Here is a 17,014-nt window from a genome sequence, read left to right as displayed (position 1 = left end):
GAAAGTTAATTAAAAACATCCTCTGAGGCCTTAAACATGAATCATTTAATTACATAGATGTTAAATAATTTGATTAATAAATCTGAATTTTCTGGTAATAAATCTACTTGCCTGTCAACTCACACATTGCCGCCGACCAATTCTGATTGATGGCGTGGGACCGGCACTTCTCTAATCTTGCACGGAGCTCCGATATGAAAAAGACCAGCCCCAACTCCCCGCAATCGCCAGACGGTCCAGACAGCGATCCCTCCAAACTATCCGAAGCTGCTGAACACCTCAGCGCCCGTCTGCGCAAACCAGGCCAGCCTGATCCCGTCAGCCATTTTTTCACGCTGCACCCCAACATCGACACGCTGTCGTTGCTCGCCCATGCCTGTGAAACGCTAGCCTCGCTCAACGTCATGAGCACGGACCTCGCCCGCGATCTCGAGAGTTCCAATCGCAATGTCGCACTGGCGATCCAGCAGTTGGCGGTGCTGGCCGAATTGCTGGTAAACCGGGCACTGGACAATCTTGACCCTCCCGGCGGGTTGTCTGAGACGCCCACCAGTGGCGCCCGCTGAGCGGGCTCGTTCTTTCAACACATGGAGTTTTGTCATGGATCGATATATGCCTGTCACCGGCATCGACTGCAATATTGCGTCGTTGCTGATCGACACCGAAGCACCGCTGGACGTACTGCACGAAACGGCGGCCTACCGCATCCGCACGGCGACTCAACTGCTGGAGAGTCTCGCGTTTAGCGAGGGTGTTTACAGTGAGCTGGCGCGAGTGCTGGTCACGTCATTGCGCGATGGCTGCGACTTGCTGGATGTCGTCGGACGGAGACTGGAGATGCAGCTTTCAGCGTAATAAATGGTCGACCTCTCGGAGGTCGACCCGCTTCGCGACGAGTTCGGGCAGAATGCGCTGCTCATGTGTGATGAACGATAATTTTGCCTTCGCCAGGGCCAACACTTCGCTTGGTGTTCGCCGCTGGCCATCACTCAAACCTCAGGTCAAGGAGACCCCGATGCACTTCAAAAAACTCGCTGCCGCCACTCTGCTGATCTGCGCCTTGCCCGGCGTCAGTCAGGCCCGTGACACGGCGGTGTACCTGCCTTTCGACCAGGCCGTCGCCTCCGCCATCGCCACCGGCAAAATCGATGGCAGCGTCAAGTTCTACCTGGCGGGCAACAAGCCGACCGGCAACGTCACCATCGTCAGCCCCGGTGCCGTGACCAACAAGAAAACCAACGCCTTCAACAAGTCCGACCAGGTGGCCTGCGAGTGGGTCGTACAATCGGCAATCATCGCCCTGCATCAAGCCGCGAAGAGCGCTGGCGCCAATGCAGTGACCGACATTGTCAGCTTCTACAAGAGCAATGAGCGCAAAGATCCGAAGACCTATGAATGCCACGCCGGGGCGATCATGGCCGGGGTTGCGTTGAAGGGGGATTTGGCGAAGGTGCAGTAATTCAAAACACGGCTTCTATAGGACCAAGCGTTGAGTCGGTATTACCGTCCAACGCTGCCAGGCCTTCGAACTCTCTCTGCAATAGCGCCAAAAACGCCTCCCGAGCGGGGTGTCGACCCGAGTTTTCATGCCAATAAAACAAGTTGTCAATACTTGTCAGCTCCGGAAATTCATATCCTTGCCATCCCGCACTGTGACGGTATTGCTCATAGATCCCGCGGGGCACCAGTGAGACGCCGGCACCGGCACTCACGCAACCCACTATCGTGCCATAGCTTGCGATGCTAACAATTGGCAACACTTGATCATGATGCAAAAGCCACTGTTCCAGCGCGACGCGATACGGACAGCCTGGGGGCCACATGAAAATTGCCTTGTCTTGCAGATCCGCCGCTTTACGTATAGGCCTATGGGACGCGGACGCAATGAGAATTAAATCTTCCCGGTACACCACTGCACGCTTGAGACCCGGACGTTCAATGTTCACCGCCACGATCACTCCATCAAGTCGATGATGCTGAGTATCGTCCAATAGTTGAGCCCAAGTGCCCGTACTCAACTCCAGCGACACCTGCGGGTACAACGCATGGTACTTGGCCAATAACCGGGGCAGCCTTCCCGTAGCACTGGACTCAATAGCGCCAATGCGCAGAGGACCGGCAGGCGTATTGGTGGGCGCTACAGCGCGCCGAGCCTCATCAGCGAGACCCAGAATTTTTGTCGCATAATCAAGAAATACCTCTCCAGCAGGAGTAATCCGCAACCCTCGACCGTCGCGAAAAAACAGCGCCGTGCCTAGCTCCCGTTCCAGGGACTTGAGGCGTGCGGTGATATTGGACGGCACGCAGTGCAGCAACTCTGCGGCACGCGCGATGCTGCCGAAGTCGTGGACTGTCTTGAACATGCGCAGTTGGGACAATTCCATGGATCACCCAGAGTGAATGCATGACTCAGTTTAAGTCACTTGTAGTGAGGCTGCGTGTTTTTGATACTTCAACTGGCGCACGTTGCGGTGACGCCATCGCCCTTTCATATCCCTCGATAAGCAGGAGTTTTTATGGAGTTAGTTGAGCGAAAAATCCAGTCCCTCGCCGAAAGTGTATTTACCCATAAAGCCTTGGATAACACCTTCTATCGACGATGGATGGGCGGCTCACTTCCCCTCGCCGATGTTGAGGTGTTTGCTCGAAACTACTTGGCTCGTACCACGCAGACCTCTCGCATGGTCGCTCTATCATTTATGGGCACGGACGACTTGTACGCACAGGTCGAAATCGTCAAAAACCTGTACTCCGAGATGGGATACGGTAATCCGGAAAAGGCTCACCTCACCCTGCTGGAAAGTTTTCTGATCGACCTTCTCAGCCGTCTAGCTGATAGGCCGTACAGCATGGACGAACTCATGGCTTTGCCTGTACTGGAAAGTACCCACACATTTAGTCGCGAACAACTGGATCTCTATACCGATGGTAGCCACAACAACAATCCGCGTCATGTTCTCGGCACGTTGCTGGCTCAGGAATGGCTGGCCTATTCGATGCTTACCCGTTTGTACGAAGGGGCGCGCAACTATAAGCACCTCTATACCAATAACGACGATTTCCACGAGCACTGCGAGTATTTCTACATCCACATCGGGGATGCGGAAAAGGAACACAAGATTCAGGCCGTGAAAGCTGCCACTCATGAATGCACCACCGATCAGCACATCGAGGACGTCAGCACTTCATTCAACCGCTTCCTTTTCATAACCGAGCAGTACTGGAACGGCATAGCCCAGGCCATGCCCAGCATGCAAAATCGTGTTGCATCCAAGGCGACGATTTGATGAATACAAGGCCCAGCGGGAAAATCGCTTTGGCAGCGTTTTTTGTAATCGTATGCTGGGCCTACTCTCCCATTGGTATCCACATTGGGCTAAAGGCTTACGAGCCTGGACATCTCGCACTGTTGAGATTTCTCATCGCCTCAACGTTCATGGCCGGAGTTGCATTGGTGATGCGTATTTCCCTGCCCCGCCTGAAAGACCTGCCGCTGCTGGCGGTGCTGGGACTCTTTGCCGTCAGCCTGCATCACATTGCCCTCAACTACGGCCAACGAGGCGTCAGCGCTGGGGCCGCCAGCGTACTGGCACAGTCCACACCATTGTTCAGCACGTTATTGGCACATTTCGCACTTAAGGACCGGGTCAATGGCTGGCAATGGATCTGTGTTCTATGCGGGCTGCTCGGCGCCGCCGTGGTCGTGACCGGGGACCGTGGTTTTGGTGAGCTGAACGCGCACGGGCTGCTGATTCTGCTCGCGGCATTGTCATGGAGTCTTTATTTCGCGCTACAAAAACGCCATTCCCATCGCTACGACGGGCTTACCATGGTGTGTTACACCATTTGGTCGGGCACAGCTCTGCTGCTTGTTTATGTGCCGGGCCTGTGGAGCGAAGCGAAAAATGCCTCAACTTCGGTCAATCTTGCGGTGCTCATTCTGGGCATCTTCCCCAGCGCACTTGCGTACCTCGCTTGGGCATATGTACTGGCACAGAGCAATGTGAGTCGCGCCTCCATTTCGCTTTACCTGATACCGCCCACAGCCATGTTGATGGCCTCGCTGGTTCTGAGTGAACGCCCTTCGGCCATGGTCATTGCAGGAACAGTCATTGTACTGACGAGCGTACTCGCCCTCAGTTTGGAACCATCAAAAGTCGCGGTTCCTGCCGACAAAGTTTGAGAGGTTGTGATCACCCATGAATGACGCAGAAAATCCAACCCTTGCTTACAAACACCATGTGCTGATTTGCACCAACTTACGCCCCGATGGTCGTCGTAGTTGCTCAGGCTCTGGTGCTCATGAACTGCTCAGTGCAGCAAAACGCAAGCTCGCCAGAATGGGTGTATCGGGGACATCGCGCGCCAACGCCTCGGGTTGCCTCGGCCGCTGCGACCACGGCCCAATCATGGTGATATACCCAGCTAATCTATGGTTTTCGTGCAAGACCCCACAACAAGTTGAACGCATTCTCGATCAACACCTCGTCCATCCAGATCAGTAATTGTGCCACTGAGTAGTGCCTGGCTCGGACCCTGGCGTTCTTTTGATCTTTTGCGGCTCAGTTCCTCCGACAAGCAAGATCAAAAAGAACGCAGGCTTCGCCCTCTACTACAGGAGAACCGGGGGATAGTCAGAGTCGAATTCACTGCCAACTCGCCCAGTCTGATTACAAGGTAAATGCCCAGCAGAATATTGCACTGCAAACTCTCCACCATGAATGTGAATTTGGTGAATGCCAGAAACAACAAAGGGCGCCTTTCGGCGCCCCTTCACAAACAGGTCGGCTTGTCATCGCCCTTTACCTGACTCGCGAGCCTCAGAGGGTGAGCAAGTATGCAGTCAGGCGCCGTGGTACTCAGCGGTACGACTGTCACCAGTAAACTATTGGTCCTATGTTTACATATCACAACAACGGGTCTGACCTTGATCATCTCGGGGACTTCATAGCCCCTGAAGTCGCAAATCAGAACGCTGCCTTCCTTGGGCTGATATTGAAGTGGCATCCGTGGCACTCATCGAAAAAAATCGATTCTGCGCAAGAATCAGGTAAATCACTAAAGCAGATCCATTACCTGAAATGCCTCGCCATCCGCTCTATAGGTCAAAAGCACCGGCCCAATCCAGCATCTACACTCGCTCAAACAGACTCAATGCACGCAGCCTGCCTGAACGGCGAGTTCCGGTCGCTGAACACTCACGGTTCTCTTTCACGTCAAGGAGCCGACCCATGCAAGTGAAAGCCCTGTTCGCCGTATTCGCCTTCAGCCTGATGCCCAGCGCCGCCCAGGCGACCAACCTGATGTACATGCCATTCGAAACCGTTCTGTCCGACGCGATCCGCGCCGGGCGGCTGGATGGCAGTGTGAAGTTTTACCTGGCCGGCAACGGCCCGACCGCGAATGCGCAGGTGCTGCGTTACAACGTGATCAGTGATCTCAGGACCAACGCGTCCAACAAGAGCGATCGCGATGCCTGCGAGTGGGTGCTGCAATCGAACCTGATCAAGTTGCAGGCCGATGCCAAGCGGGTTGGGGCGAATGCGGTGATCAATATCGTCAGTTATTACGACCAGCATGTGCGCCGGGATCTGAATACTTATGAGTGTCGGGCGGGGATTTATGCGGCGCGGGTGGCGTTGCGGGGGGATCTGGTGCGGGTGCCGTAGGCATTTCGCGGGGGGGATTTTTGGGGCTTTGGCGGGGGCATTCGCGAGCAAGCCCGCTCCCACAGGGGACCTGCTGTGCTGCATAAAAAGTGTTCACAACACAGAGCCACTGTGGGAGCGAGCCTGCTCGCGAATGACAACGAAGTTGTCACGCTTTTAACGGTTCAACTTTACGGGTCAACAACTCCACAAACGCCTTGGCCATCGGCGACTTCTGGTCCTTGCGCTGCACCAGCCACACCGCCGACACCGCTTCCGGATCGAGCAATGGCCGATACACCACGCCATCGATCCTCATCCGCTGATAAGACGCCGGCAGCACCGACACGCCCAGCCCCGCCGCCACCAGCCCGATGATGGTCATCGCCTCGCCGGCCTCTTGCGCGAAGTGCGGGCTGAAACCGGCATCGCGGGCCAGGCTGAGCAGTTGCGCATACAGACCGCTGCCATAACTGCGTGGGAAAAACACGAACGGTTCGAGGGCAAGGGCCGACAGAAACAGGCCCTCTTCGCTGCCATTGACCAGCGGGTGTTTGGAGCTGAGTACCGCCACCAGCGGTTCGCGCATCAGCTCCACCACGCTCAGCGAATCCGGCAAGCCCAGCGGTCGCATGATGCCGACTTCAATCGATTCATCCACCAGCGCATCGGCCACTTGCGTGCTGCTCATTTCCCGCAGGTTCAGGTGCACTGCCGGAAAGCGCTGGCGAAAGGAAAAAATTGCCTGGGGGATGGTCGAGTTGAACGGTGCCGACGAGGTGAAGCCGATCTTGAGTTCACCCAGCTCACCGAGTTGCGCACGACGGGCGACATCCGCCGCTTTATCGACCTGAGCCAGCACCAGCCGTGCCTCTTGCAGGAACAACCGACCGGCCTCACTCAGCTCGACCCGACGATTGGTACGCTCGAACAACCGTGCGCCGACCTCTGCTTCCAGCGCCTGAATCTGCTGGCTCAGCGGCGGTTGCGAGATGCCCAGTACCTGGGCGGCGCGGCCAAAATGCAGTTCTTCGGCGACGGCGATGAAGTAGCGCAGGTGGCGCAATTCCATGAAAACTCCATTAGGTCGTTAAACCTATCAAACAGGTCGAACAATATATTGGATAGAAACATTAGCCAGCTATATGATTTTTTCATTGCCTGACCGGCTGCGCCCCTCCGAGGTCCGAAGTGAAGACTGCTGTTGCCCCGCTTGCCCATGAAGTTCCGCCTGCTGCGCTGGACGATGTCGTTTCCGAACTCAGGGAAATCTACATCGAAAAAGGCACCCCCATGTTCATGCGCACGGTGCTGGCGCTGTTCTCCGGCGGCTTTGCGACCTTCGCCCTGCTGTACTGCGTGCAGCCGATGATGCCGCTGCTGTCCCACGAGTATTCGATCAATGCGGCCCAGAGCAGCCTGATCCTGTCGGTGGCCACGGGCATGCTCGCCATCGGTCTGCTGATCACCGGCCCGATCTCGGATCGTGTCGGGCGCAAACCGGTGATGGTGACTGCGTTGTTCGCGGCGGCCCTGTGCACCATGGCCAGTGCGATGATGCCGAGCTGGGAAGGCGTGTTGATCATGCGGGCGCTGATCGGTTTGTCGCTGAGCGGCCTGGCGGCGGTGGCCATGACCTACCTGAGCGAAGAGATTCACCCGCAGCACATCGGCCTGGCGATGGGGTTGTACATCGGCGGCAACGCGATTGGCGGGATGAGCGGGCGCCTGATTACCGGCGTGTTGATCGACTTCGTCAGCTGGCACACAGCGATGCTGGTGATCGGCGGCCTGGCGCTGATCGCAGCGACGGTGTTCTGGAAAATCCTGCCGGAATCGCGCAACTTCCGCGCCCGTTCGCTGCATCCGCGCAGCCTGCTGGACGGCTTCACCATGCACTTTCGCGACGCCGGCCTGCCGTTGCTGTTCATCGAAGCCTTTGTGCTGATGGGCGCGTTCGTCACCCTGTTCAACTATATCGGTTATCGCCTGCTGGCTGCGCCCTACAACATGGAGCAGGCCTTCGTCGGCTTGCTGTCGGTGGTGTACCTGTCGGGCATCTACAGCTCGGCGAAAATCGGCTCGCTGGCCGACAAACTGGGCCGCCGCAAAGTGCTGTGGGCGACCATCGTGCTGATGCTCGCAGGCCTTGCCTTGACGATGTTCACGCCGCTGCCTCTGGTGATCATCGGCATGCTGATCTTCACCTTCGGTTTCTTCGGCGCGCACTCGGTGGCCAGTAGCTGGATCGGCCGTCGGGCACTCAAGGCCAAGGGCCAGGCGTCGTCGCTGTATCTGTTCAGCTATTACGCCGGGTCGAGCATTGCCGGTACGGCGGGCGGGGTGTTCTGGCACATGGGCGGCTGGAACGGGATCGGTCTGTTCATTGGCGGTTTGCTGGTGGTGGCGCTGGTGGTGGCGTTGAAACTGGCGAAGTTGCCAACCCTGCCTGGCAATGCGCCGGCCTGACCGTCAGGACTGACCGGCTCGCACCACCAATCGCGCCTCCAACAACCGGTCGCTCTTCTCAAGGTTCAAGGATTCAAACACAGCTCCTTCGCGCTCGATATTCTCCAACCACTTCAACAACGTCAGCGCATTGCCCCGCAGGGTGATGCGCAAGACGCTGTCATCGACCTCGAACTGCTGCAGGTCCAGTCCCTGTGCGAGTGCGCTGTCGCTGAGGCGGCTGGAGAGCGGTGTGGGCACCACCGAGTGCTGGCGGGTAGGCAGTGCACGCTGCACCTCCATCGCCAGCCCCAAGCGTTGCTGATAAAGGCGTTCAGCGGCAGCCAGACGTTGTTGCGCCGGTTGCCAGAGCCCGCTGAACAGCAGCACGCCGACCAGGAAAATGCCGAGCATGATCAGCATCTGCCGATCCCGTTTGGGCAGCTGCTGCCATTTTTCCAGCAGGATCGGCGGTACTTTCAGATAAGGCTTCATCACGACGGCTCCTCCAGGGTCAACACCGCGCGAACGCGATTCTGGTCTTTGCTGGCGCTGCCGAGTTTTATCGGCAACTGGCTCTGCCTGCCGCGTTCACGCAGTTGCTCAAGCTCGGCGAAACTGTTGGCCGTCAGTTGCACTTTCCAGCCCTCCCCGGCGCGGTACTCGATGCGTTGCACCTCGACACTGCTGCCACCGATAACCTGCTCGGCGAGGCTGCGCAAACGTGCCAAGCGGGTGGCGTCACTTACGCCAGCGCCGGACTGCAAGGCGCGCAGTTGTGCAGCAAGGTCAACGATGCGGGTTTGCTCCGGGTACATGGCCTTGAAACGCTCGAGGCTATGGGCATAAAGACGTCCGGCTTCTTGCTCAAGAAAGTGGCTACGCGCCTGGGTAAAACCCCATGCCACCAAGAACGTCATGATCAGCGCTGTGCCCACGAGCCGCCACGGCCAGCGTCGCTGCACCTGACAATACTCACCCTGGCGCAGGTCAATCGCCTGCCGGGCGTTTTTGCTCAATACGTTGCCGAGTGCCGTCAACGGCGTGGAGGGCTCGTTCAGCCATTGCAGCGGCGCAGCAAGGCTGTCGCTCAATGTTTCACGGGCCTCATCGGTCAGCGCCAGGCGAGCTTGCAGCGCGCCACCGACGATCCAGCGCCCGAACCACCAGGCGCCACAGGGCTGATCGTGGGGCAACAAATCGGCATCGACATGCAGGCTTGCCGGCTCGATACCCAGGGAGGTCAACAGATGCAATAACGCATCCAGCCGTTGCCGCTCGATCACCAGCATCGGGTAACGTTGTGCAGCGTCAACGCGTCCAGCGGCAACGTGCACGCTGTCCAGTTCCTGGGCCAGTTGATCTTCAATCGCATACGCCAGCGCCTGGGCGGTGGGCCGACGGCGGGTCGGCCATTTGTCCGTGAGCCACCAACTGCAAGCCTCCATCGGCAGAATCAGCACGACGTTGCGCCCGGCCAGTTGCGTGGCGGCTTGCGCCAATGGCATGACCTGCGGCACTTCATCGTTGCGCCAAAAACAGCACGGCCAGTCGGACGACGGCTGAGGCAAGCCTTCAGCGGTCAGGTAAAGCCAGGTTTTCATGGGGCAGTTTCACTTTCAGTCGGGGCTACGAAACTTCGTTGCAGCAGTCGTAGCCGGCCATTATTCAGGGTGCGTTCAAAATCGCTGACCAGTCGCAGACGGCGCTGACCCAACTCGACATCCACGGTGACGCGAAACCAGCGACTGCTCAGTCCCAGCCCTTGGCTGACCACCCCCAGCCCTTCGATGGCGGGCGCCTGGGTGAACGCCTGAACGCTGGAAAAGCCTTGCTCAGGACGCTGCGCCACCAACGCCTGGGCACTGGCGGGGGTCATGCCTTCCAGGGCTGCGAGCACGGTGGTCGAGGCGGTGTTGACGTTCAGCGTGGCATCCTTGGGGAGCAAGGCAATCCAGGGTTTTATGCGCGCCAGCCATTGCGCATCGACGCCTGGAAGCAGCCGCAACCGGGACACGTCGGCCAACCCCCCCGGACCGTCGGGTGGGCGCAACGAGGTCAGGTCCGGGGCCTTGAGGTTCAGCGTCTGGAGCAGCCGCGCCCAGCGCCCCAAGGTGATCTGGTCGACCTGGCCGGCCTTGAGCAATTGATTGAGATTGAAACGTCCGGCGAGGTCTTCGATGCGAATCTGCACCCGCCCGCCATCGATGTCGAAAGCCCCGCGCCGCTGGCCCCACTCTTGTCCCAGGTGAATGCTTTTGGACTCGCGCCACTGCGGGTTCTGCAAATACTGTCGCGCCAGCGTTTCACCGCTCAGGCCCAACTGACGCAGTTGCACCTGATGCAGTTGCTGCGCGCTGCTCTGCACCGCCAGACGATGACTGCGCAACAAACTGCCGACCAGCAACAGTGCCAGGCTCATCACCAGCAGTACCGTGATCAACGCCACCCCTTGCTGACGGCCTTTCATCGCACCGCCTGCGGCAGGACAAAGACGCGGCGAATCTGGCCAAAGCGTTGCAGCGAGAATTGCAGTTCCAGGGCCTGCGGAGCGGCCATCGGCTTACCCGTATCAAGGGGCCAATCAGCGCGCCAACCACGCTTTTCGTCGAACAGACGCCAACGCACCTGGGTCACGCCATCGAGCAGCTTCTGGCGTTGCATCACTGTTTGTCCGGCTGCACGGCTGTAGCGCCACAGCGTCTCGCGTTCGAGGGTGTAGCTGACTTCCTGCAACTCGCTGCGCGGCTGATCCAGCGGGTTACGCCAGTTGCCTCGTTCAAAATTCAGCAAGCCGTCTTCGAGCAGAATCGTCCGTCCGGGTTGTCGCTCCATCACCTGCAGCACATCACGCTCAATTACCGCCACGGCGCGCATCAGGCTGCGCAAGGCCTGTTGATGGGCCACGCTGCTGCGCTCGGCATTGGCGACACCGTCGAACAGGCGCCAGCATGCCAGCCCCAGCACCACGAAAATGGCCATGGCGATCAGTAACTCGATCAAGGTGAAACCAGACTGTCTATTCATCCCGGGCCTGCAACCAGCGCTGGCTCTGATTCACGATCTGATCACTGCCCACGGGCCGTACGCTGATCTCGACCTCAAGCAGACGCGGATCCTCTGCCGTTCGAATGACCTGGCTCAGCGCCCAGTCCCGTTGGGCGAATGCGACGACGAACTGTTGCCGGCCAATCGACGGGTTGTGCTGCAGACTCAGTTCGCTCAACTGGTTATCCGCCAGCCATGAAGCAAATAGCCGCTCTTCCAGGCCAGCGCCCTGCTTGAGGACATATTGGCTGGCGGACAGTACGGCGGCGGCCAGGGTCGCGAAGATCGCGAGGGCGATCATCACCTCCAGCAAGGTAAATCCGCGCTCAGTTTTCATCGATGACCGGCTCGCCCAGACCATCACTGGAAACACTCAACCAACGCTGGGTCTTGCTCGCGAAACTCAAGGCAAAGGGGCTGAGTTCATCGCTGCTGAGCACCATAATCTGTGGCTGCCCTGGCTGATCGCTCAGGCTCAATGGGCGTCCTTCCTGTTCAAGTGTCATGAACAGCCCTTCGGGCAAGCGATAGGGCGCGCCGAGTGGCTGCCAGCGGGAGCGCTCAAGGCGCAGCATCTGATAGCTGTCGCGATCCAGCCGCATGCCGTACTCGCGGCCCTCCAGCACCGCGCTTTCCCTTGAGGCCTGCAACAACTGGGCAACGGCGAGGGCTTGCTGGCGTGCCTGACGCGCCGGGTTTTCGCCGGCCACCAGGGTGACCATGCCGATCACCACACTGATCACCACGATCACCACCAGCATCTCCAGCAGGGTGAAACCCCGGACGTTGCGTTTCATGTTCAGTTGTCCCAATTACCGATTTCGGCCGCGTGCCCTTCCCCACCTTCGACGCCGTCGGAGCCGAATGAATAGAGGTCATACCCCGGCGCCTTTACGCCTGGGCTGAGGTACTGATAAGGCGTGCCCCACGGGTCGACCGGGAGTTTTTTCAGGTAGCCCTGAGGGCTCCAGTTTTTCGCCGTTGGCGTACCGACCGGACGTTTGCTCAGGGCTTCCAGACCTTGCTGGGTCGAGGGGTAGTTGTGGTTGTCGAGCCGGTACATTTCCAGTGCCGTGGCGATGGCCTGGATATCGGTCCTGGCGGCCGTGACCTTGGCTTGATCGGGTCGGCTCATGAACTGCGGCACGACGATTGCGCCCAGGATGCCGATGATCACCACGACCACCATGATTTCGATCAGGGTAAAGCCGCGCTGGGTGCGGGCGGAGTTATGCAAGGCAGGTTTCATGGTTCAGTTCACCAGTTGATTAAGACTCAGAATCGGCATCAGGATGGCCAGGACGATCAGCAATACGACGCCGCCCATGACCACCAGCATGAAAGGTTCAAACAGACTCACCGCCAGCGCGATCCGTGCCGCCAGGGTTTTTTCCTGCTGTTCGGCGGCACGCGCCAACATGCTGTCCAGTTCACCGGCACGCTCGCCGCTGGCGATCATGTGCAGCATCATTGGCGGGATATCACCGCTGCGCTCCAGGGCACGGGCAAGCGTGCCGCCCTCACGTACGGAACGGGCGACATCGCTCATGCGGGCACGGACGGTCTGGTTGGCGATCACGGCAGCAGCGATTTCCAGCGCGTCCACCAGCGGCACGGCGCTCTTGCCGAGGATCGCCAGCGTGCTGGCAAAGCGTGCCGCTTCGGTGGCGCGCAACACCCCGCCGAGCAGGGGCGCACGCAGTAACAGCGCATGCCAGCGCAGGCGCATGGCGGGCTGACGCAGCGCGGCACGGATGCCAGCGACCACCGCGAAAATCAGCAAGAACAACCACAGGCCATAACCGCGCAAGCCATCGCTCAGGGCGATCAGGCCGAGGGTCAGCATCGGTAATGGCTGGCCACTGTCGATAAAGATCTTCACCACGTCCGGCACCACGTAGGCCAGCAACAAACCGACAATCGCCAGCGAGGCGAACATCAGGATCATGGGATAGACCAGTGCCAACTGGATGCGCTGGCGTGAGAGTTGACGGGCTTCGGTGTAATCGGCCAACTGCTCAAGCACCTGGTCGAGATGGCCAGAGCGTTCGCCCGCCGCGACCGTGGCGCGGTACAACTCGGGAAACACCCGGGGAAATCCGCCCAGTGCCGACGCCAACGGATAGCCTTCAAGTACACGGCTGCGCACCGACAGCAAAAGGCTGCTGACCCGACGCTGCTCGCTCTGCGCGGCCACTGCTTGCAGCGCTTCTTCCAGCGGCAGCGATGCCTGAATCAGGGTCGACAATTGACGCGTCACCAAGGCCAGTTCGCTGGCACTCAAACGCGCACTGCTGGTGAACCGATTGGTCGAATTTTTTGCACCCTTGGCGGCTTGCAAGTGGGTGGGCAGCAGGCCGCGTTCGCGCAATAACTGTCGGGCCTGCTTCGGGCTTTCGGCCTCTTGCGAACCTCGGACCTTGCGACCGTTGCGGTCCTGAGCCTGATAATCGAATGCCGGCATGTTCAGTCCTCCTGGGTCACGCGCAACAGTTCATCGAGACTGGTGCTGCCATCGAGAACGCGCCGCTGTCCGTCCTGGAACAGGCTCGGGGAGCTGTTGCGCGCTTCGCGCTGTAACTCAGGCTCGCTGGCGCCGCGATGGATCAAGGCCGAGAACGCCGGGTTGACCGTGATCAGTTCATAGATCCCGATACGCCCCCGATACCCCTGCTGGCAGTGCTCGCAGCCATTGGCCCGATAAAGACGTGGCGCCGCATCCGCCGCCAGCCCGAGCCTCAGGCTCTGGGCTGCATCTGCCACGTAGGGTGATTTGCATTCGTTGCACAGGGTGCGCAACAAGCGCTGGGCCAGCACGCCGACCAGCGAAGACGCCAGCAGATACGCGTCGACTTCCATGTCGAGCAGCCGGGTCACGGCGCCCACTGCGCTGTTGGTGTGCAAGGTCGACAGCACCAGGTGACCGGTCAGGGACGCTTGCACGGCAATCTCGGCGGTTTCCCGGTCACGGATCTCGCCCACCATCACCACGTCCGGGTCCTGACGCAAAATCGCCCGCAAGCCCCGGGCAAACGTCATGTCGACCTTGGGGTTGACCGGCGTCTGGCCGATGCCCGGCAGGTGATATTCGATCGGGTCTTCGACGGTCAGGATGTTGCGCGTCTGATCGTTGAGATGGGTCAGCGCGGCGTACAGGCTGGTGGTCTTGCCGGAGCCCGTGGGGCCGGTGACCAGAAAGATCCCATGGGGTTTGCCGAGCACTTGCTGAAAACGCGCCAATGTCTCGACCGGCATGCCCAGACGCAGCAGGTCGAGACGCCCGGCCTGCTTGTCGAGCAAACGCAACACCACTCGCTCGCCATGGGCTGAAGGCAGGGTCGAGACCCGCACATCCACCTCATGACCGGCCAGGCGCAAGGCGATGCGACCATCCTGCGGGATGCGCTTCTCGGCGATATCCAGCCTGGCCATGACCTTGATCCGCGATACCAGCAGATTCGCCAGCTCACGCTTGGGGCGCAGCACCTCGCGCAACTGACCGTCGACTCGCATGCGCACCGACAGGTATTGCTCGAACGTTTCCAGGTGCACGTCAGAGGCCTTTTCCCGAACCGCTTCGCTGAGCAACGCGTTGATCAGGCGAATGATCGGCGCATCGCCTTCCTGCTCCAGCAAATCGGCGGTCTGCGGCACCTGGTCGGCCAGGCTGACCAGGTCGAGTTCATCGTCCAGCCCTTGGGCCACTTGCTCGGCAGCACTTTGCCCCGCGCGATAACACGCCGCCAGACGCACCGCGAAGGCCTGTTTGTCGAGCCGTTGCCACGGCAGATCTTTGGTGCACAAACGCCGCACTTCAGCCAGTGCCGTCAGCGGCGTATCGTCGCGAAACAGCACACGCAAATGCTCACCCTCGCCTTCGAGCAACACCCCAAAGCGGCGGGCGAATCCGAAGGGCAATCTGATGCAAGGCTCCGCCGCCTGATTCATGGCGCACGCACCCGGTCTTTGCGCAGGTCGATCAGCTGATTATCGTTCGAGCCTTCAAACAATTGATGCGGGTCTCGGGGCAGCAGCAACGAGTTGTTCTGCCGTGCGCCCGGTTTGCTCAAATGACGCAAGTCGTTGTAGCGATCCTCGGTGATCTCGGCCAGGTTCTGCTTGCTGCGCACGATGGTCGGACGCAGGAACACCATCAGGTTGGTCTTGGTGTGGGTGTCCTTGCTGGAGCGGAACAACCCGCCAATCAGCGGTATGCGACCCAGGAACGGAACGCTGCTTTCCACCGTGCGCACACTGTCCTTGATCAAGCCACCGATCACGATGATCTCGCCGTCGTCGGCCAGGATGGTGCTCTTGAGCGAGCGCTTGTTGGTGATCAGGTCGTCGGTGGTCAAGCCGCTGACCGTAGGGGCGATTTCGGAGTTTTCCTGTTCGACTTCCAGCCTCAGCGTCGAGCCTTCGTTGATGTGTGGCTTGATCTTCAGGCTGATGCCCACATCCTTGCGCTCGACCGTGGTGAAGGGGTTATCCGAACCACTGCTGGAGGTGGTGTAGGAACCAGTCTTGAACGGGACGTTCTGCCCCACCAGGATTTCTGCCTGCTGGTTGTCCAGGGTCAAAAGGCTCGGTGTCGACAGCAAGTTGTTACGGGCATTGCTGGCCAACGCCGTGACCAGAACGCTGAAACGATCACTGCCAATTTTCAGCGCAGCACCCTCCGGCAACTTGAGATTGCCTTCCGAGCCGAGGAGCCCGGCAATGGTGCTGCCGGCGCCCGGAAAGGTGATTCCGCCTTTGACATCACCACCGTTAACGCCCCATTGCACGCCGAGGGCCTCGTTGATGTCGCCGGAGATTTCCACGATGGCAGCGTGGATCAACACCTGAGCCCGTGGCTGGTCGAGCTGGCGGACGATATTCTCGATGGTGCGCACCTGCGCAGGCTCAGCAATCACCACCAGCGCGTTCTGGCTCTCATCGGCCTTGACCACCACTTGCGTGGCGGACGTCAGGTCTTTGCTGCTGCCTGAACCGCCCACCGGTTTGAGTCCCTGACTCATGGAATCAAGCATCTCGGCCAACTGCTTGGCGTCGCTGTGGCGCAGGCGAATAACCTTGGAGTTGTCGGCCTGGGCGTTGGCCGGCGTATCGAGCGCCCGCGCCATTTCGATCAGGCGCTGGCGTGCGACCTGGGTCCCCAGAATCACCAGGCGATTGCTGCGTGCGTCGGCAATCACCTGACTGCCTGACTCCAGATTCTGTTTGCCGAGGGACTGCTCCATCACCTTGGCAATTTCAGCCGCCAGGCCATAGCGCAGCTCAACGACGGCGTGGGCGTTTTTGGCGCCGGAGTCCAGTTGTCGCACGATTTCGCTGATCCGGCGGACATTGCCGGCCGTGTCGGTGACGATCAGCGCATTGGCCGAAGCCGAGGGTCCGATGTAGCCATTGGCTGACACCAGAGGGCGGATCAAACCGGCCAGATCGGCGGCGACACTGGCGTTCAGCTCCAGGACCTGAGTCACGAATTCATTCGCCGACGCGGCGTTGCCTCTGTCGGTTCCAGCCCGCGCCTTGGCTTCGCCTGCCGGAATAATCAGCAAGCGATCACCTTGATCGACAGCGGCAAACCCGTGGGCATCGAGCACCGAGTAGAACAGCCGCCGAACGCCTTCACGGTCCAATGGCTGTTTGGAGAGCACGGTGATCCGACCCTGAACACGCGGATCAAGAATCACCGTGGAGCCCAGGATCGAAGACATTTCCTGCACCACATCACGCAGCTCTGCATCCTTCATGGATAACTGCCATTGTGGCGCTTCGGCCAGTACAACGCCTTGAAACAACAACGGCGCAAACGCCAGCGACCGCAAGACGCGGCGCGAAGAAAACCGGGGAAGCATAGTCAT

At 59.5% G+C, this 17,014-nt stretch carries 21 protein-coding genes; 8 read left to right on the top strand and 13 right to left on the bottom strand.

The window, feature by feature from the left end:
* Positions 1–194: 194 nt before the first annotated feature.
* The 3 genes from POF45_RS18315 (at position 195) to POF45_RS18305 (ending at position 1,459) form a co-directional block, all read left to right on the top strand.
* Positions 195–566, top strand: coding sequence for a DUF6124 family protein (locus POF45_RS18315; protein ID WP_282316327.1), 372 nt, complete (start codon positions 195–197; stop codon positions 564–566).
* 34 nt (positions 567–600) lie between these two features.
* Positions 601–855, top strand: a complete 255-nt coding sequence (locus POF45_RS18310) for a hypothetical protein (protein ID WP_282316326.1) — start codon at positions 601–603, stop codon at positions 853–855.
* A gap of 160 nt (positions 856–1,015) precedes the next feature.
* Complete coding sequence (locus POF45_RS18305) at positions 1,016–1,459, top strand: excinuclease (protein ID WP_282316324.1); 444 nt, start codon at positions 1,016–1,018, stop codon at positions 1,457–1,459.
* A gap of 1 nt (position 1,460) precedes the next feature.
* On the opposite strand, the gene POF45_RS18300 is transcribed toward POF45_RS18305, so the two are convergent.
* Positions 1,461–2,384: a LysR family transcriptional regulator gene (locus POF45_RS18300; protein WP_282316323.1), complete on the bottom strand. Its 924-nt coding sequence runs from the start codon at positions 2,382–2,384 to the stop codon at positions 1,461–1,463.
* A gap of 132 nt (positions 2,385–2,516) precedes the next feature.
* On the opposite strand from POF45_RS18300, the gene POF45_RS18295 reads away from it, so the two are divergent.
* From POF45_RS18295 to POF45_RS18285, 3 genes are read left to right on the top strand one after another with little or no spacing between them, the layout of a single operon-like run.
* Positions 2,517–3,287 (top strand): iron-containing redox enzyme family protein, encoded by a 771-nt coding sequence (locus POF45_RS18295; protein WP_282316322.1) that lies wholly within the window; start codon positions 2,517–2,519, stop codon positions 3,285–3,287.
* Positions 3,287–4,183 (top strand): DMT family transporter, encoded by an 897-nt coding sequence (locus POF45_RS18290; RefSeq protein WP_282316321.1) that lies wholly within the window; start codon positions 3,287–3,289, stop codon positions 4,181–4,183. The genes POF45_RS18295 and POF45_RS18290 overlap by 1 nt, the downstream gene beginning before the upstream one ends.
* Before the next feature lie 16 nt (positions 4,184–4,199).
* Complete coding sequence (locus tag POF45_RS18285; protein ID WP_282316319.1) at positions 4,200–4,505, top strand: (2Fe-2S) ferredoxin domain-containing protein; 306 nt, start codon at positions 4,200–4,202, stop codon at positions 4,503–4,505.
* Between the two features lie 268 nt (positions 4,506–4,773).
* On the opposite strand, the gene POF45_RS18280 is transcribed toward POF45_RS18285, so the two are convergent.
* On the bottom strand, positions 4,774–5,007 hold the full coding sequence (locus tag POF45_RS18280; RefSeq protein ID WP_282316318.1) for a type II toxin-antitoxin system PemK/MazF family toxin: 234 nt from the start codon (positions 5,005–5,007) through the stop codon (positions 4,774–4,776).
* Positions 5,008–5,231: 224 nt separating this feature from the next.
* Here POF45_RS18280 and POF45_RS18275 point away from each other — a divergent pair, with 224 nt between their 5' ends.
* Positions 5,232–5,669, top strand: a complete 438-nt coding sequence (locus POF45_RS18275) for an excinuclease (protein ID WP_282316317.1) — start codon at positions 5,232–5,234, stop codon at positions 5,667–5,669.
* Between the two features lie 148 nt (positions 5,670–5,817).
* Here the strand turns inward: POF45_RS18275 and POF45_RS18270 are convergent, their stop codons facing one another.
* Entirely contained in the window at positions 5,818–6,720 is a 903-nt protein-coding gene (locus POF45_RS18270; RefSeq protein WP_259498590.1) for a LysR family transcriptional regulator, read from the bottom strand.
* 167 nt (positions 6,721–6,887) lie between these two features.
* On the opposite strand from POF45_RS18270, the gene POF45_RS18265 reads away from it, so the two are divergent.
* Entirely contained in the window at positions 6,888–8,117 is a 1,230-nt protein-coding gene (locus POF45_RS18265) for an MFS transporter (protein ID WP_431978630.1), read from the top strand.
* A 3-nt stretch (positions 8,118–8,120) separates the two neighbouring features.
* On the opposite strand, the gene POF45_RS18260 is transcribed toward POF45_RS18265, so the two are convergent.
* Genes POF45_RS18260 through gspD form a run of 10 tightly spaced genes read right to left on the bottom strand, consistent with a single transcriptional unit; the run spans position 8,121 to position 17,014 of the window.
* Entirely contained in the window at positions 8,121–8,591 is a 471-nt protein-coding gene (locus POF45_RS18260; RefSeq protein ID WP_282316314.1) for a type II secretion system protein M, read from the bottom strand.
* A complete protein-coding gene (gene gspL, locus POF45_RS18255) occupies positions 8,591–9,700 on the bottom strand; it encodes a type II secretion system protein GspL (RefSeq protein ID WP_259498586.1) in 1,110 nt (369 codons plus the stop codon). The genes POF45_RS18260 and gspL overlap by 1 nt, the downstream gene beginning before the upstream one ends.
* Complete coding sequence (locus POF45_RS18250) at positions 9,697–10,566, bottom strand: type II secretion system minor pseudopilin (RefSeq protein WP_282316311.1); 870 nt, start codon at positions 10,564–10,566, stop codon at positions 9,697–9,699. Before POF45_RS18250 ends, gspL begins: the two co-directional genes overlap by 4 nt.
* Positions 10,563–11,123 carry a type II secretion system minor pseudopilin GspJ gene (gspJ, locus tag POF45_RS18245; RefSeq protein ID WP_259498582.1) on the bottom strand — a complete coding sequence of 187 codons (561 nt, stop codon included), beginning with the start codon at positions 11,121–11,123 and terminating at the stop codon, positions 10,563–10,565. The genes POF45_RS18250 and gspJ overlap by 4 nt, the downstream gene beginning before the upstream one ends.
* Positions 11,116–11,481, bottom strand: a complete 366-nt coding sequence (gene gspI / locus POF45_RS18240) for a type II secretion system minor pseudopilin GspI (RefSeq protein ID WP_282316309.1) — start codon at positions 11,479–11,481, stop codon at positions 11,116–11,118. Before gspI ends, gspJ begins: the two co-directional genes overlap by 8 nt.
* On the bottom strand, positions 11,471–11,941 hold the full coding sequence (gene gspH / locus POF45_RS18235) for a type II secretion system minor pseudopilin GspH (RefSeq protein WP_282316307.1): 471 nt from the start codon (positions 11,939–11,941) through the stop codon (positions 11,471–11,473). Before gspH ends, gspI begins: the two co-directional genes overlap by 11 nt.
* Positions 11,942–11,943: 2 nt before the next feature.
* A complete protein-coding gene (gspG, locus tag POF45_RS18230) occupies positions 11,944–12,393 on the bottom strand; it encodes a type II secretion system major pseudopilin GspG (RefSeq protein WP_259498576.1) in 450 nt (149 codons plus the stop codon).
* A 3-nt stretch (positions 12,394–12,396) separates the two neighbouring features.
* Positions 12,397–13,608, bottom strand: a complete 1,212-nt coding sequence (gspF, locus tag POF45_RS18225) for a type II secretion system inner membrane protein GspF (protein ID WP_282316303.1) — start codon at positions 13,606–13,608, stop codon at positions 12,397–12,399.
* A 2-nt stretch (positions 13,609–13,610) separates the two neighbouring features.
* Positions 13,611–15,092, bottom strand: coding sequence for a type II secretion system ATPase GspE (gspE, locus tag POF45_RS18220; RefSeq protein WP_259498572.1), 1,482 nt, complete (start codon positions 15,090–15,092; stop codon positions 13,611–13,613).
* Positions 15,089–17,014 (bottom strand): type II secretion system secretin GspD, encoded by a 1,926-nt coding sequence (gene gspD / locus POF45_RS18215; RefSeq protein ID WP_431978607.1) that lies wholly within the window; start codon positions 17,012–17,014, stop codon positions 15,089–15,091. The genes gspE and gspD overlap by 4 nt, the downstream gene beginning before the upstream one ends.

The organism is Pseudomonas fungipugnans, from assembly GCF_029955235.1.
Taxonomy (GTDB): Bacteria; Pseudomonadota; Gammaproteobacteria; order Pseudomonadales; family Pseudomonadaceae; genus Aquipseudomonas; species Aquipseudomonas fungipugnans.
Note: the sequence above shows the minus strand (reverse complement) of the source record. Positions and strands in the feature narration are given on the sequence as shown.